At 67.4% G+C, this 14,426-nt stretch carries 14 protein-coding genes; 10 read left to right on the top strand and 4 right to left on the bottom strand.

The window, feature by feature from the left end:
• Nucleotides 1–3 precede the first annotated feature (3 nt).
• From ETR14_RS05130 to ETR14_RS05145, 4 genes are all read left to right on the top strand, one after another.
• Complete coding sequence (locus tag ETR14_RS05130; protein ID WP_129383664.1) at nucleotides 4–1,263, top strand: hypothetical protein; 1,260 nt, start codon at nucleotides 4–6, stop codon at nucleotides 1,261–1,263.
• A 3-nt stretch (nucleotides 1,264–1,266) separates the two neighbouring features.
• Complete coding sequence (locus ETR14_RS05135; RefSeq protein ID WP_129383665.1) at nucleotides 1,267–2,238, top strand: hypothetical protein; 972 nt, start codon at nucleotides 1,267–1,269, stop codon at nucleotides 2,236–2,238.
• A 1-nt stretch (nucleotide 2,239) separates the two neighbouring features.
• Complete coding sequence (locus ETR14_RS28720) at nucleotides 2,240–3,802, top strand: hypothetical protein (RefSeq protein ID WP_206185972.1); 1,563 nt, start codon at nucleotides 2,240–2,242, stop codon at nucleotides 3,800–3,802.
• Between the two features lie 99 nt (nucleotides 3,803–3,901).
• Entirely contained in the window at nucleotides 3,902–4,807 is a 906-nt protein-coding gene (locus ETR14_RS05145; RefSeq protein WP_129383666.1) for a LysR family transcriptional regulator, read from the top strand.
• 25 nt (nucleotides 4,808–4,832) lie between these two features.
• Here ETR14_RS05145 and ETR14_RS05150 read toward each other — a convergent pair whose 3' ends face one another.
• On the bottom strand, nucleotides 4,833–6,956 hold the full coding sequence (locus ETR14_RS05150; protein ID WP_165356321.1) for a TonB-dependent receptor: 2,124 nt from the start codon (nucleotides 6,954–6,956) through the stop codon (nucleotides 4,833–4,835).
• Between the two features lie 281 nt (nucleotides 6,957–7,237).
• Here ETR14_RS05150 and ETR14_RS05155 point away from each other — a divergent pair, with 281 nt between their 5' ends.
• From ETR14_RS05155 to ETR14_RS05170, 4 genes are all read left to right on the top strand, one after another.
• On the top strand, nucleotides 7,238–8,836 hold the full coding sequence (locus ETR14_RS05155) for a Na+/H+ antiporter (protein WP_371416749.1): 1,599 nt from the start codon (nucleotides 7,238–7,240) through the stop codon (nucleotides 8,834–8,836).
• A 343-nt stretch (nucleotides 8,837–9,179) separates the two neighbouring features.
• Nucleotides 9,180–9,902 carry an SDR family oxidoreductase gene (locus ETR14_RS05160; RefSeq protein WP_129383669.1) on the top strand — a complete coding sequence of 241 codons (723 nt, stop codon included), beginning with the start codon at nucleotides 9,180–9,182 and terminating at the stop codon, nucleotides 9,900–9,902.
• Between the two features lie 11 nt (nucleotides 9,903–9,913).
• A complete protein-coding gene (locus ETR14_RS05165; RefSeq protein ID WP_206185973.1) occupies nucleotides 9,914–10,456 on the top strand; it encodes a carboxymuconolactone decarboxylase family protein in 543 nt (180 codons plus the stop codon).
• 27 nt (nucleotides 10,457–10,483) lie between these two features.
• On the top strand, nucleotides 10,484–10,717 hold the full coding sequence (locus ETR14_RS05170; RefSeq protein ID WP_129383670.1) for a hypothetical protein: 234 nt from the start codon (nucleotides 10,484–10,486) through the stop codon (nucleotides 10,715–10,717).
• Between the two features lie 20 nt (nucleotides 10,718–10,737).
• On the opposite strand, the gene ETR14_RS05175 is transcribed toward ETR14_RS05170, so the two are convergent.
• Together ETR14_RS05175 and ETR14_RS28145 are read right to left on the bottom strand one after the other, a co-directional pair.
• Entirely contained in the window at nucleotides 10,738–12,579 is a 1,842-nt protein-coding gene (locus ETR14_RS05175) for a DUF885 family protein (protein WP_129383671.1), read from the bottom strand.
• Nucleotides 12,580–12,606: 27 nt separating this feature from the next.
• Nucleotides 12,607–12,834 (bottom strand): hypothetical protein, encoded by a 228-nt coding sequence (locus ETR14_RS28145; RefSeq protein ID WP_165356322.1) that lies wholly within the window; start codon nucleotides 12,832–12,834, stop codon nucleotides 12,607–12,609.
• On the opposite strand from ETR14_RS28145, the gene ETR14_RS05180 reads away from it, so the two are divergent.
• Entirely contained in the window at nucleotides 12,833–13,207 is a 375-nt protein-coding gene (locus ETR14_RS05180) for a UrcA family protein (RefSeq protein ID WP_165356323.1), read from the top strand. The two genes, ETR14_RS28145 and ETR14_RS05180, sit on opposite strands and share 2 nt — an antisense overlap.
• Before the next feature lie 61 nt (nucleotides 13,208–13,268).
• On the opposite strand, the gene ETR14_RS05185 is transcribed toward ETR14_RS05180, so the two are convergent.
• Nucleotides 13,269–13,889: a DUF1989 domain-containing protein gene (locus ETR14_RS05185; RefSeq protein ID WP_165356324.1), complete on the bottom strand. Its 621-nt coding sequence runs from the start codon at nucleotides 13,887–13,889 to the stop codon at nucleotides 13,269–13,271.
• 186 nt (nucleotides 13,890–14,075) lie between these two features.
• Here ETR14_RS05185 and ETR14_RS05190 point away from each other — a divergent pair, with 186 nt between their 5' ends.
• A complete protein-coding gene (locus ETR14_RS05190) occupies nucleotides 14,076–14,426 on the top strand; it encodes an AraC family ligand binding domain-containing protein (protein ID WP_129383674.1) in 351 nt (116 codons plus the stop codon).

The raw sequence follows: 14,426 nt of genomic DNA on the forward strand, positions 1-14,426 counted from the left end.
AGCATGGCCTCCTCCCATCTTTCCTCCCGGCCCAATCCGCCGCCGACCACCAGCGCCGAGGCGCTGGATGCGACCCGGCCGGAGGTGCGCCGGCTGCTGACCGCGATCCCCGCCTTCCTCGGGCTGCCCGACGAGGAGCGGAAGCGGATCGCGGCGGACACCGTCCACGTCCTCTCCTACATGACGGACCCGGGAGGTGTGCAGGCGGAGATCGCCGAGCGGGAGGCGAACGGCGAGCTGCCGCGGTCGGGTGCCCTTGCAGCGGCCCCGGCGGCGCGGGCGCTGGACGAAAGCGCGACCGAAGCGACCAAGCGCCAGCTCGCGAAGAGCCCTGGCTTCGCCGGCAAGGACTTCGAGGCCGGTGCGGTGCGCCAGGGCGTCGAGCAATTCGGCGAGATGGTCCAGAAGGTCGATTTTCCGAAGTTCGTCGGCGGCCTGATCAAGAACGTGTTCCAGGCGATCGTCGAGAGCTCGATCGAGCAGATGCGGGCTTATGGCGAGCTGATCGCCAACGTCGCCAAGACCACCGACCAGTTCATGCGCGACAATATCGGCGAAGCGGCCGGCCGCGATTACCTTGCCGACGCCTATCCCGATGTGCTCTCGGTTGACGTCGGCACCACCGCCGACGGCTTTGCCGACGAGGAGGGCGCCGAGCAGCCGCCGCCCCGTTTGCAGGCCAATGGCGACAACGCGGCGGTCCGGCTCGCAGAGATCAGCCGCGAGATGAACATCAATCCTCCGGTTACCGACCTCAGCGATGCCAATGCCGAGCTTCGCCTGGTAACCGCAGCCCGCCTGCAGATGGCGAAATCGCGCCAGCAATTGCTCTCGTCGATGGTGATGCTGGGCATCAACCGGATCGTCGTCACCGACGGGTCGATCACCGCCAAGGTCGTCTTCGACATGCGCGCGAGCGACAAGGCCAAGCGCCACTACACCGCATCGATGCACGATCGGGAGTCGCAGAAGTACAAGGAGAAGATCAACGCCGAATATGGCAGCTGGTACACGCCCTACAGCGCCTCCGCCTCGTTCGAGGGCGAACAGGAACATGTCGCCACCGTCGGCTCGGCGCTGGACGAGAACAGCGAGTCGAAGGCCGAGGTGAAGGCCAAGCTGTCGGGCGAAGTCCGGGTCAATTTCAAAAGCGACTATCTGCCGATGGACAAGATGGCGACGCCGCAGATGATGTCGGTGATCCAGGGCAACAGCACGCCCTACAACCCCAACACGCCGCCGCCCGCCGCCGGAGGTGGCTGAGCCATGGCCGGGGCTCTCATCGCGCCGGTTGCCGACGCTCTCGTCGCTTCGGCACTCGGCCTCGGCGCACGGCTGGTCGCCGAGGCGACCGCGCCCGGGCTTGCCTTCGCCCTCGACGAGCTCGGCGACATCGACATCCCCGATCCCGTCGCCGCCCGCATCGACAAGGCCCAGCTCCGCGCGCTCGCGACCCTGTACCTCGCCGCCGATCTCGAACCGGCCGGAATCATCCCCGCCGTCGAGACCCTCGCCGGCCTCGCCGCGACCGGCGCATTGCAGGTCGATCTCGGCGCGGCCGAGGGCCTGGTGGCGGCCTGGTGGCGCGCCCGCAACGACCGAATTTCGGAAGCCGAGCGCAACGCCTTCTTCTCGCGGCTGTTCGGCACCTCGTCGAGCCCGGTCGCGGCCGACGCCGATCGCAATTTCCAGTTCGAGGATCGCATGCTCGAGCTCTGCGAGGCGCTCTACAAACTGGACGAGCTGGGCTCGGGCGATCCTTATGGCGGCCTTGCCCAGCAGGCACGGGTGCGCGCCGGCGCGCGCGCACTGATCGCCAATCTCGGAGAGGCGAGCAGCGGCAGCACCGCTTTCGTCGCGAACGAAGTGGTGACCACATTAAAGGACGCGTTCGCGATCGTCGGCCATTCAAGCCTCCGCGGCGCGTTCGCGGCGCGTGACCTCTGGGGGGTGGTCGGCGGCATCGCCCGGATCGCCCACAAAAGCTTCAGCCCGGCGGCGCCCTATATACGCCGCGGCAAGGCGGGGATGATCGTGGTCTCCTGGCTCGCCGAAATCTCGGATCAGATCGGCGGTCGCGGTCCGCTGGTCGAGATCGGCCATCCGGTGGTCGGTTCGGCGATCGACTGGATCGAGGCGACGCTCGACATCGGCGAGGCGCAGAGCAAAGGTCCTGCTGCCGAACCTGCGCGCCCGCCCGCCCCTGCAGCCTCGCCCTGGTCGGCTCTCGGCGCCTGACATGGCCGCTGCGGTGCCTCTCTCGCCTCCTCGGCCGAGGCGCGCGGACGCGCCCGCCGTACGGAACGAGGTTCGTCACGGCGTCCGGTCGCTGCTTGCCGCGCAACAGGGATTCAGCGCGCTCGATCCCGAAACGCGGCGGGATCTCGCCGGTTCGCTGGTCAAGATCGGCTCGGCCGCGCTCGCCAATGACGAGCTTGCCCGGACGCCGGCAACACGGCGCCCTGCAGCAGCCGCGCTCAACGCAGGGTCCGAATTCTCCGGTGTCGCCACCAATCGCCTTGCCGGAACCACCCAGGCGGTGCTCAACGCGGTCTCGTTCCCGCGCTTCGTCACCGAACTGATCACCGGCGTGTTCAAGGCGATGAACGATTCGAACCAGCAGCAGATGACTGCCTTCGTCGATCTCATCCGCAACGTCGCCCAGACCACCGAGGGGTTTGCCGACGCCAATGTCGGTATCGCCGGCGCGCGCGCCTGGATCGCCGACCGATTCCCGACCGCCTACGCGATCGAAGGCGCCGAAGACGAGGAACCGGAAGATCTCTCCGGCCTCGACCCGGAGGAGCGGCGGCAACGCCAGGCCGAAGTCCAGGCCGAGCGCGACGCCGCGACCCGGCTCGTCCTGCGCCCCGGCGCCAGCCCGCCCAGCGAGGCGGCGTTGCGCGCGGCCTTCGAACTTCCGGAGGGGGAGAGCATCTCCGGCGGCAACCCCGAAGCGCTCGTTCCGCTCGCCCGCCAGGTACTGGCGCGCGGCCGCCAGCAGCTGCTCGCCACCATGATCCAGATGGGGCTTCAGCGGATCGTCATCGAGAGCGGCCGGCTCAACGCCTCGATGCGCTTCCACATCGATGCGAGCAGTGCCGCGGCCGAGGATCGCGGATCCCAGTTCGACATGCGCAACACCACCGAAGTCGGAGTGAACGGCAAGGTCGGCATCTGGGGTGCGGAAGCCAAGATGCAGAACACGATCGGCTATGTCAGCACCGAGCGGGTCCAGACCAACGAGGAGATGAACACCTCGGTCGATCTCGACAGTGCGGTGGAACTGATCTTCCGCACCGATTATGTCGCGCTCGATCGCCTGGCCGGGGGTCCGGAGCAGGAGCGCATCCGGGTCAACGCCCTCAACCCCGAAGCGGAATCCGCCCGCGCCAGCGCCGAACGGACCGCCGCCGCCGGCGCCCGCGCCGCCGATCGCAGCGCCCGTTCGGGCAACCTCAACACCGCCCTCCACACACCGCCTCCGCCCCCGGCGATGCCGCCCCTACCCGCCCGCCCCGGCAGCACTGGAACCACGGGTAGCACTGGTAGCACCGGTAGCACTGGTAGCACCGGCAGCGCCGGCAGCACTGGTAGCATCGGCAGTACCGGCAGTACCGGCAGCGCCGGCAGCACCGGCAGTACCGGCAGCACCGGCAGCGCCGGCAGCACCGGCAGTACCGGCAGCACCGGCAGCGCCGGCAGCGCCGGCAGCACCGTCAGTACCGGCAGTACCGGCAGCACCGGCAGCACCGGTAGCGCGACTGGCACCGGCACAGGCACCGCCACCCCGACCCGCTGACCTGTGCGCGCGAAATCGGGGACATCAACAAAATAGCGCCACACCCGTCCACGCTCCCGATCATCTTGTCGATCGGCGGCCGCGCCGTTACGCGTCCTCATGATCCAGGACTTTTCCGGCATCACCGCCTTTCTCGCCGTCGCCGAAACTCGCAGTTTCCGCGCCGCCGCCGAACGGATCGGCGTTTCCCGTTCGGCGATCAGCCAGGCGGTGCGCGCGCTCGAGAACCGGCTCGGCACCGCGCTCGTCCAGCGCACCACCCGCAGCGTCAGCCTGACCGAGGCGGGCCGCGCATTGTTCGATCGGCTCGCTCCGGCGGTGGGCGAGGTCGCCGCGGCGATGGCGATGGCCGTCGAACGCGACGGGCGCCCGAGCGGGCTGCTGCGGCTGGCGGTCTCGTCGATCGCCGAGAGTTTCCTGTCGGGGCCGCTGATCGCGACCTTCGCCGCGGCCAATCCCGGCATCCAGATCGACGTGACCGTGACCGACGAGGAGTTCGACATCGTCTCCCGGGGCTTCGACGCCGGCGTCCGCCTGGGCGAAGTGCTCGCCAACGACATGGTCGCGGTGCCCGTTTCCGGCGACCAGCGGCAGTTGGTGGTCGGCGCCCCCCGCTATCTCGAACGGTACGGCACGCCCTCCCACCCACGCGACCTCGTCGAACATGTCTGCATCGGCTGGCGCCCGGCGCCGGAGGTTGCGCCCTATCGCTGGGAATTCAGCGAAGACGGGCGCGACTTCGACGTCGACGTTCGGCCGCGGATCACCACCAACGACATGGGCATGATGATCCGCACCGCGGTCGCCGGCGGCGGCCTCACCTGCGGCATGGAGGAGACCTTCCGCCCGTGGCTTGGCCGCGGCGACCTGATCGCCCTGCTCGACGATTTCTGCCCCGCTTTCCCCGGCTTCTTCCTCTACTTCCCCGACCGGCGCAATCTCGCCCCCAAGCTGCGCGCGCTGATCGACCACGTCCGTCTCTACCGGCACTCGCAAGCGGGCTGATCCGCGCACTGCCAACGGCGGGCGTTCACGGCGTCCACGCGATCCCGACGAGCAGCGCCCGGGCGCCATTGCTCCGGTCGTTGATTCCGATCGCGGTCGGCGTGTGCAGAATGGTGCGCACGCGGATGTCGCGGACGAGGCCCTGCGCGGTCAGCGATATCGTCCATTGCGGCGAGAGACGATGGCGCCAGACCAGATTGACCGCGCCCGTGCCGGTGCGCACCCCCTGCGCGACCAGAGTGCCGCTCTGCAGGTTGGCATCGAGATGGATCTTGTCGCGCGTCGTCGCGTCCCAATCCAGCGTCGCCTGCAGGGTGTAGGAGAGCTTCGATCGGCGCGGTTCGTCGCTCGGATCGAAAGCGGGAAGCTCCGCGCAGAAGACGTTCCCGGTGACCGAATATTTGAGCGTCTTGCCGACCGCGTCCGAGACGACCAATTGTCCACCGACCGCCTGCGAGCGGCCGCCATTGCCCTTGGTGGTCAAGGCGACGTTGTTCGGCAGGAAAACGGTCTCGTCGACGATCAGGTCGCCGGTGCGACGGGCGTAGAGGGTCGCCGTCGCGTCGAGGCTTCCTCGATTCAGGCCATATTCCACCTCGCCGCTGGTGACGATCTGGGGCAGCAGCGCCGGATTGCCGATTGATCGGTTCTGCGCGTCCACAATGACGAGATTGGGATTGAGGTCCCGCGGATCGAACCTCTGACGGCTTCGCGACAGGCGCAGCACCAGCCGGTCGTCGCCCATCTCGCGCGTCACGGAAGCGCTATGGTTGAAGCCGGCGAGATCGCGTTCGACACTATCCCCACCGACTACCGCGACATCGATTCCGAGCCGCTCGAAGCGCTCGCCGGCCTGCAACGTCCAGGCGCCGGTCCGAAATTGCAGCGTAGCGTAGAGCGCGGCGCTGCGCTGGCGTGCATCGAACCGGCTCAGCGGCAAGGCAGCCGGCGGGCTTTGCCCGCTGGGATCGAAGGCAGCCCGGCCGTTCTCCAACCGACTGCGCTCGCGCTTCCACTCTCCGCCGAGCCCGACCCGCAGGCTCGAGCCGAACGGGCGCTCATGATCGATCGCCAGGCGATCGGTACCGCCGCGCGAATGGTTGAAGACCCGCTCTCCGGTCGGTGGTGATGGCGGGATCCGGTAGAAGGTCGTGAACGGACGGTCGGCGCGGAGCGACGTGCGGCTGTGCTGACCGGTCAGACTGAGGGTCGGACCTCCGCCAGTCCCTCGATCGCTGTAGGAGAGGCCGAACTCGAGATTGTTGCCGACATAGGTGCCGCGGCGCACCCGGTCGTACAGCGCAACAGGCTCATCTCCGCCGAGATAATCCCGGTGCGTCTCATACACCCTGTTCTTCGGACTGCCCGTCCAGACCGTGAAATCCGCGGCGAGATCTGCAGTGTCGCTGACAGCATAGCGCACGCTTCCGTCGGCGCTGGCGGCGCGGGCATGGGTCGGCGTGTAGCGCGCCGAAGTCACGTAGCGCCGGCTGATGCGTCCGTCCGCATCCAGCAGTCGCCGGTCGTCGTCGACGCGGGTGAGCCGTACCTCGTCGCGAAGGCTGCCGTTGAACGTCGCAGACAGCTTGCCTGCGCCATGTTCGACACCGACCGCCGCATTCTTCCTGCCGCGATCCCCGACATTGACCCTGGCGCTGCCATGCAGGCCCTGCTTCCCGCCGCGCTTCAGGACGATGTTGAGGATGGTGCCGCCCTCGGCACCGAATTTGGCCGAAGGGTTGGTGATCACCTCGACGCTGGCGATGGCACTGCCCGATATCCCCTGAAGCATGTCGGCGCGGCTGTCGCCGTTGAGCCCGGCCGAGGGACGGCCATCGACCCGTATCTGAACGTTGCCGTCGCCGCGCACGGTGACGTTTCCGTCGGCCGAGACACTGACCGACGGGACCGTGTTGAGCAGATCGGCGGCGCTTCCCGACTGCCCCTGGGCATTGTCGCGCGTATCGTAGCGTGTCCCATCGGGCGTTCGAACCACCGGTGGGCGCCGCCCCGAGACCAGGATCCGCTCCTCCGCCTTGTCCGCTACGGCTCCAGGCTTCGGATCCGGCGCTGGCGGCTTGCCGGCGGCGCGTTGCGCCGGGCCCTGCGCCGTCGCAATGCTGCTGCCGAGCGCGGCGCAACCGAGCATTGCCCCCCATCCGAACGCCCTCCACCCCTGCCCGTCCAACGACAGATCCCCCTGCGATGCGCGATGAAGACCTGGGCGGCCCGTCTGCAAGCCAGCAGTTTGGCCGGGTCCGCCGACGCCGCGCAAAGCATCAATTCTCGGCGGAGCCATGAGCGGATCTCATGCGAAACATTGGCCGCGTCGCCATGAGGGGGTTGGCGCGAGCCGAGGCGGCTGCCTAGAACCGGCAGCGACTGATCCGTACCGGAGAGATATCGCTGGAAACCATCACCATCGTCCTCATGCTGCTGCTCGCGGTGGTGCTCAGCGGCATCGTCTCGCGGTTGCTGCCGATCAACCTGCCGCGCCCCCTGGTGCAGATCGCCTTGGGTGCGGTGATCGGCACGGTCGCCGACTGGCGCGTGACTCTCGACCCCGAAATCTTCTTCCTGCTGTTCCTGCCGCCCTTGCTGTTCCTGGATGGCTGGCGGATTCCGCGCGAGGAGATGTTCAAGGACGCGGTCACCATCGTCGAGCTGGCGCTGGGCCTGGTACTGTTCACCGTGGTCGGCATGGGCCTGTTCATCCACTGGATGGTGCCGGCAATGCCGCTGGCGGTCGCCTTCGCCCTCGCCGCCGTCGTGTCGCCGACCGATCCGATCGCGGTGTCGGCGATCGCCCAGCGTGTCCCCATTCCCAAGCGCATGATGCACATCCTCGAAGGCGAGTCCCTGCTCAACGATGCCTCCGGGCTCGTCTGCCTTCGCTTCGCCATCGCCGCCGCGCTTACCGGCGCTTTTTCGCTGCACGATGCCGCCCTGAATTTCCTCTGGCTGGCGGCAGGCGGCATCGCCGTCGGCGCGGGGCTGACCTGGGGCGCAGCCAGGGCGAAGGACTGGGTGAGCCGGCGTCTCGGCGAGGAAAGCGCCTCGCAGATCCTGATCAGCCTGCTGATTCCATTCGGCGCCTACCTGCTTGCCGAACATCTCCACTGTTCGGGGATCCTCGCAGCCGTCTCGGCAGGCCTGACGATGGGCTGGGTCGAAGGCCGCGGCCAGGCGCTGGCGACGACCCGGATCCGGCGCAGCACCGTCTGGGACATCATCCAGTTCGCCGCCAACGGTACCATCTTCGTGCTGCTCGGCGAACAGCTGCCGCTCATCCTCGCCGGCGCCGCCGAGACCGTCCGTCTGACCGGCCATCACACGCCCTGGTGGCTGGGAGTCTATGTCGTCGCGATCACGCTCGCTCTGGCGGCGCTGCGCTTTTTATGGGTGTGGATCTCGTTCCGCTTCACCTTGCTGCGACGGGGCGAGCGCGGCACCCGTCCGGACTGGAAGATCGTCGCGGCGATGTCGTGCGCGGGCGTTCGCGGCGCGATCACCCTCGCCGGCGTCCTGACCTTGCCGCTGACGCTGAACGACGGCGCTCCGTTTCCCGCACGCGATCTCGCCATCCTGCTCGCCATGGGCGTGATCATCACGTCGCTGCTGGTCGCCAGCGTGAGCCTGCCCTGGCTGCTGCGCGACCTGAAGATGCCTGCCGAACCGCAAGCGGTGGGTGAGGAAGATCGCGCCCGCACTGCCGCCGCCCGCGCGGCCATCGCGGAGATCGAGCGGGTGGAGCACGACATGGCTACGGGCCGTGCGGATGCCGACGTCTACGTCACGGTCGCTGCAGAGATCATGGACCTCTATCGGCTCCGTCTCGATCGGCTGGAGCAGGCGCCCAGAGAGGAACGGCGCGAGCTGTGGCGGATCGAGCGCGAACTCCGCCTCGCTGCCGTCCGCGCCGAGCGCGCGGCGATCTTCGAAATGCGCCAGCGCCGTGAGCTCGGCACCGAGGTCTCGCGCAAGCTGATCCGCGAACTCGATCTGCTCGAAGCCCGTTACGCCGGGTAGCGCCGGGCGCTCGCGCTTATCTGGTTGACCACGGATATCGGTCAGCGGAACGCCGCGGCTTTCCGGTGGAGCTTGCGCGCGACCTCTCCCGCGAGCTTCTTCGCCAGTTTGCGGCCAAGCTTGCGAACCAGTTTCGACGTTTTCATGCATAGAGCTCCCAAGGTGTTTTATGGACATAGTACACCTGCACTGAACGTGCAATACCGTCCACTGCTTGAGACATTTGGTTAGCTGACCTTACCGGACAATCCGCCATTCGGCGGCTTATCCTCACGATCACGAGCGTCCATCTTCCCGACACGGCCGCAGCGCCGCCCTCCATGTGGAAGAAAGGACATTCGCCATGAGACTCGACAAAGTCATTCTCGTCACTGGCGCCTCGAGCGGGATCGGCGCCGGGATCGCGCGCGAGCTTGGTGCGGCTGGTGCCAAGCTCGTTCTTGGCGCCCGCCGCACCGATCTCCTGGAGGCGCTCGCCGCCGAGATCGGGAGCGAAGGCGGCGATGCCCTGGTTCGCCCGCTCGACGTCACCGACCGCGTCAGCGTCGCCGCCTTCGCCGACGCCGCGCGCGAACGCTTCGGCCGGATCGACGTTATCGTCAATAATGCCGGCGTGATGCCGCTCTCGCCGATGGCTTCGCTCAAGGTCGACGAATGGGACCGCATGGTCGACGTCAACATCAAGGGCGTGCTCTACGGCATTGCCGCGGTGCTTCCGGAGATGACGGCGCGGGGCAGCGGCCACATCATCAACATGGCGTCGATCGGCGCGTTGTCGGTGGTGCCCACCGCAGCCGTCTATTGCGGCACCAAATATGCCGTCCGCGCAATCTCGGAAGGGCTCCGGCAGGAGAATGACCGGATCCGCGTCACCTGCATCTATCCGGGCGTGGTCGAGAGCGAGCTCGCCAACACGATCACCGACCCGACCGCGGCCGAGGCGATGCGCAGCTACCGCGCGATCGCACTGAAGCCCGATGCGATCGCCCGCGCGGTCCGTTACGCGATCGAGCAGCCCGAGGATGTCGACGTCAGCGACATCGTCGTCCGGCCAACCGCGGGCTGAAGGAGGCTGTTATGAAATCTCGATTTCTCTGCCAGGCGGCCACGGCGCTTTCGCTGGCCGCAGCGCTCCCCGCCGCAGCGGCGGCGCAAAGCGCTGATCCGCGTCTCGAGCGCGGGGATGCGGTGATCCGCAGCCTCAACCGCGGCGCACCGCAGCCGTTGCTGGAGCGAATGCGGCGCGACTTCCCGTTCCTCGCCGACGCGACGCGCGGCTTTGCCCTCGGCGATGTCTGGGCGCGGCCGGGGCTCGACAATCGCACCCGCCAGCTCGCCGCCGTCGCGGCCTTTGCCGCGATGGGCGAGCCCCAATTCCTCAAGGTCCATGCCGGCTACGCCCTCAATGCGGGTGTCTCCGAAGCGGAGTTGAAGGAGATCGTCTATCTGACCACCGTCACGGCGGGCTTCCCGCGCGATCGCAGCCTCGCAGGCTTTGTCGGAGCTGCTGGACGCGCGCCGGAAGGATTGAGGCGGGGCGCGGCGGAAAGCCGCGCCCCCGCATTCCGGCCGAACACACGGCACAATGGCCATGCTTCGGCCGACGCTGCTTTGGTCTAGCACGCGGCCAACCCCGGAGAGCGCCGCGTGCCCGATTATCGCCTGTTCCACTACAAGCACGATCATATCGAACGTGCCGACATTCTCAGCGCCGCCGATGATCTGGACGCAATCAGACGGTCTTCGAAGATGGCGTCCGACGGTGTTGCCGAGCTCTGGCGCGGCGCCGAATGCGTGACCATCTTCAACGCGCCGGCACCCGTGGACATGTTCGTCGAACCAAGCCGCGCGGATCTGTCGCTGCTGCTCCCGGCAGGGTAAAGCCTGATCGCTGCGCGGACTTACATGCGCGCGGCGATCCAGGCATCGACCTGGCGTTCGAGGATGGACAGCGGCAGCGAACCGGATCCGATCAGGAGATCGTGGAATCTCTTGATGTCGAACTTGGCACCGAGCTTGCGCTCGGCCTTCTGCCGAAGCTCCATGATCTTGAGCATGCCGATCTTGTAGCCGGTCGCCTGGCCCGGGAGGGTGATGTAGCGCCGCACCTCCGACTGCGCCTGGTCGGGCGAGGCGCGGCCCGATGCGACCATATAGTCGATCGCCTGCTGCTCGGTCCAACCCTGGGCATGAATACCGGTGTCGACGACCAGGCGTGCCGCCCGGAACAGCTCGGCATCGAGACGCATGAAATCGCTGGCGAGATCGGGATACGCGCCCATCTCCTTGCACAGGGCCTCGGCATAGAGGGCCCAGCCTTCACCGAAGGCAACGTAGCGGGCCGACTGCCGGAATTTGGGCCCGGCGCTCTGCCGCACCTGGATGTCGCCCTGCATGACGTGACCAGGAACGCCCTCGTGGCACATCAGATCGACCGTCGCCGCGGGCGAAGGATCGCTGGTGACCCCAAGCAGGTGGACATAGACTCGGCCAGGGCGGGCGCCGTCCGGGCTCGGCGCCGCGGCATGAGCCGCACCGCCTGCGACCTCGCTGAAGGACGGCTCGCGGACCACTTCCATGCGATGTTCGGGCAGCAAGCCGAAATATTTGGGCAGCAACGTGCGGTTGCGTGCGATCGCGGCATTGGCGTTGCGCAGGTAATCGGCGCGGAGGGCATCGGTCCATGGCTGCGGCGGGTAGAGCCGTTCCAGCTCGGCATAATAAGCATTCCGATCCTTGAAGCCGCCTTGCCGCGCGAGGGCATCCTGCTCCCCCTCGATCCTCTTGACCTCGTCTCGGCCGATCCGATGGATCTGTGCTGCGGTGAGATCGGTGGTGGTGTTGAGCTTCAGCGCGGCAGCATAATAATCGGTGCCGCCCGGCAGGGAGATCGCACCGACACGGCCGCTCGGCGCATTCGGCAAGGCGGCCTCGCCCCAGGCGATCACCCGCGCATAGGCGGGCTTCAGCGACAGCAAGGCCGCCCTGGTGTCGGCGAGCAGCGTCTGCGCTTCCTCAGGCGAAACCTTGCCGCCCGTCTGCAGCTTGCTCACCTTGGCCTGGGCGTCGGCCCACAAGGGCGATGCGGCGCCGTCGTCAAACGGGGCTCCGGCGACGATGGCACGGCTGCCGGCGATCAGCCTTTCCACCTGAAATTTAGGCACGCGCACCCCGGTCGCGGCCGACGCGTCGCTCTGCCTGATCGCTTCGTCGAGTACCGCCGGAATTGCGCGCAGGCGCGCCGCATAGGCGCGCATGTCGGCCGGCTCCTGCACGTTATGCGTGTTGATCAGGAAATCCGGTAGCCGTGCGTGCGCCGAATAGAGAAACGAGTAGAAAGGTGGCGCATAGCTGCGGATGCGGTACGCGAGCTCGGCCCGATCGAGCTCCAGAGCCCAGATGTCGTAATTGGTCTGGGCAGAAGGCGAGAGCTTGGCACGATCGAACTGCGCCTTCATCCGCGCGACGCTGCCGCGACGCCACTCCAGCAGCCGCCGCGCCCCGGCATCGCTGATGTCGTCAAGCCGATCCTGACCTTCCTTGAGGCCCAATTGCGTCGCCAGCTGCGGCCGCTGGCGCAGCTCCTCGGTGAATTCGCCGTCGAGAAAGGCATAGAGCCTCGCATCCTCCGCCGCGGGTGCGGCCTGGGCGGCCTCCCGTGCGGCCTGCGCCGCCAGCGGCGCGCCAATCGGCATGGCGACGGTCAGGACAGCGGCGGCTCGTAACCAGATGGATTTGTGCATGTTCATCCTTTCTCGGGTGCGGGGAGCCTAACCAGCGATCGGTCGCCGTGGAAGCGCCGTCCGTGCTGCGCGCGACGGCGAGTCGTCGCGGCGCATTTCCTCCCTGCCGTTCATCGGCGAAAAGCATGCTCTCGTCGGCGTAACCAGTGCTTCATCGATGCGCTGCCGGGGCTTGTCGAACCCGGGGTGCGCGCGGCTGCGGTTCGGCGCACCGGGCAGGATGCGGCCCAGGTTCGGGTCGCGGAGAAACGACATGAAAAGCCTCTCTTTGCTTTGCGCCCTCGGCCTCCTCACCGCAGCGGCATCCCCCGCCTTCGCAGCACCGGTCGTCGTCACCGGACATCGTACGATCGTCGACGAGGACGGGCGCCTGACCCGCATCGTCAGCTTTCGCGATCTCGACATCACCACAACAGATGGCGAGCGCAGGTTGATGCGACGGGTGAGCAACGCGGTCGGCTTCGTCTGCACCCCCGCGGGCACCTTCATGGTGGAATCGGCGTGCCGCAATTATGCGTGGCGCGGCGTCCGCCCGCAACTCGCCACCGCCCTGGCTCAGGCCCGCACCAACCCGACGCTCGCCAGCGCAATGCTTTCCACCTTGACGATCTCGGCTCCGCCAAGCTGAGCAGTCACGCGGGAGCGATGCGACCGTCGTCGGCTGTTCGAGGGCGTCAATCATCGCGGACTCAGCGGCTTGCATCCTCGCTGCTGTGTTCGAGCCCGGAAGGGGCGGCGAGCACTTCATATCCGACCGGCCGTGGTTCGGCACCGCCATTGCAGGTGCTCGACGGACAGGCGGAGAGCGCCACCAGCAGATCCATCTCGGCCCGAAACATCATTTCGGCGCCGGGCCGGGAGTGCGGTGGGACGATCGCCAGCCGGCCTGCCGCGTCGATCTCGACGTTCAGGAAGAAGTTGAACGTCTGCGGCAGCGGGTGCGGGTCGATCCCGAGCCCAGACAGAGCCGCAACCAGATTGTCATGGCAATTGGGATGATCCTCGAGGCCGTGCTGGAGCGCATACATCTCGCGCGTGCAGGCGGCGTAGAACATGTCGTGGCGGCCGATCTCGTCAGCAACGATGGTCATCATCGGCCGGCTCCGGTCGGACCACAATTGGTCTCCTACGGAGAGCCGGACGGTTCCCTGATAATCGAAGCTGCGCCCGCTCGACAGCCGCTCGCCGCCGTCGGTCGAAAAAGCGACGAGATCGCCGGTCTGCCCACCGTCGATGTCGATCAGTCGGAGGCACTCACCCTTGCTCAGGCGAAGACCGACCCCGCTGGCGGCAGGCACCTCGTTCAGCACATTCGCGCTCCGTTGCGGCTCTGCCATGATGATAAGAGCAGGCGCCCATCACGTCCACACGCGCCCAATCCCTTCTACGTCATCCCTGACGCTGATCTCACCGTCCGCACAGATGATCGATCGCTGGTTGAACCGCGCACGCTGTTCGCGCGTCGACCGGCACATCATCGATACGGAGACACCAGGATGGCCGTTCGCAAATTCGCCACTTCCGACGCAAAGTTCGAGCGCTCGCCAGGACAGAGCGGGGACGTGTTCGCCGGCAATGTGATCGATCAGCGCGACGGTGCGCCGATCACGATCGGCTTCGGCCGCTACGGGCCCGATCAGCGCCTCGACGAGACCATGGCCGTCGACGACGTCATGATCGTCCTCGAAGGACAGCTGTCGGTCACGAGCGAGACCGGCACCGTTACCGCCGGGCCAGGCGAAATCGTGCACATGCCCAAGGGCCAGGCGGTCACCATCCGCTCACATGCGGAGGGAGCGGTGACCGCCTATGTCACTTACCCGCATTGGCAGGAGGCGCGGGGTTAG

The organism is Sphingosinicella sp. BN140058, assembly GCF_004135585.1.
GTDB lineage: Bacteria > Pseudomonadota > Alphaproteobacteria > Sphingomonadales > Sphingomonadaceae > Allosphingosinicella.

Excerpts from the sequence above, each read along its gene's own strand:
- ETR14_RS05130 (WP_129383664.1), top strand. The coding sequence starts at position 4 with ATGGCCTCCTCCCATCTTTCCTCCCGGCCCAATCCGCCGCCGACCACC.
- ETR14_RS05135 (WP_129383665.1), top strand. The coding sequence starts at position 1,267 with ATGGCCGGGGCTCTCATCGCGCCGGTTGCCGACGCTCTCGTCGCTTCG.
- ETR14_RS28720 (WP_206185972.1), top strand. The coding sequence starts at position 2,240 with ATGGCCGCTGCGGTGCCTCTCTCGCCTCCTCGGCCGAGGCGCGCGGAC.
- ETR14_RS05145 (WP_129383666.1), top strand. The coding sequence starts at position 3,902 with ATGATCCAGGACTTTTCCGGCATCACCGCCTTTCTCGCCGTCGCCGAA.
- ETR14_RS05150 (WP_165356321.1), bottom strand. The coding sequence starts at position 6,956 with ATGCTCGGTTGCGCCGCGCTCGGCAGCAGCATTGCGACGGCGCAGGGC.
- ETR14_RS05155 (WP_371416749.1), top strand. The coding sequence starts at position 7,238 with ATGCTGCTGCTCGCGGTGGTGCTCAGCGGCATCGTCTCGCGGTTGCTG.
- ETR14_RS05160 (WP_129383669.1), top strand. The coding sequence starts at position 9,180 with ATGAGACTCGACAAAGTCATTCTCGTCACTGGCGCCTCGAGCGGGATC.
- ETR14_RS05165 (WP_206185973.1), top strand. The coding sequence starts at position 9,914 with ATGAAATCTCGATTTCTCTGCCAGGCGGCCACGGCGCTTTCGCTGGCC.
- ETR14_RS05175 (WP_129383671.1), bottom strand. The coding sequence starts at position 12,579 with ATGCACAAATCCATCTGGTTACGAGCCGCCGCTGTCCTGACCGTCGCC.
- ETR14_RS05180 (WP_165356323.1), top strand. The coding sequence starts at position 12,833 with ATGAAAAGCCTCTCTTTGCTTTGCGCCCTCGGCCTCCTCACCGCAGCG.
- ETR14_RS28145 (WP_165356322.1), bottom strand. The coding sequence starts at position 12,834 with ATGTCGTTTCTCCGCGACCCGAACCTGGGCCGCATCCTGCCCGGTGCG.
- ETR14_RS05190 (WP_129383674.1), top strand. The coding sequence starts at position 14,076 with ATGGCCGTTCGCAAATTCGCCACTTCCGACGCAAAGTTCGAGCGCTCG.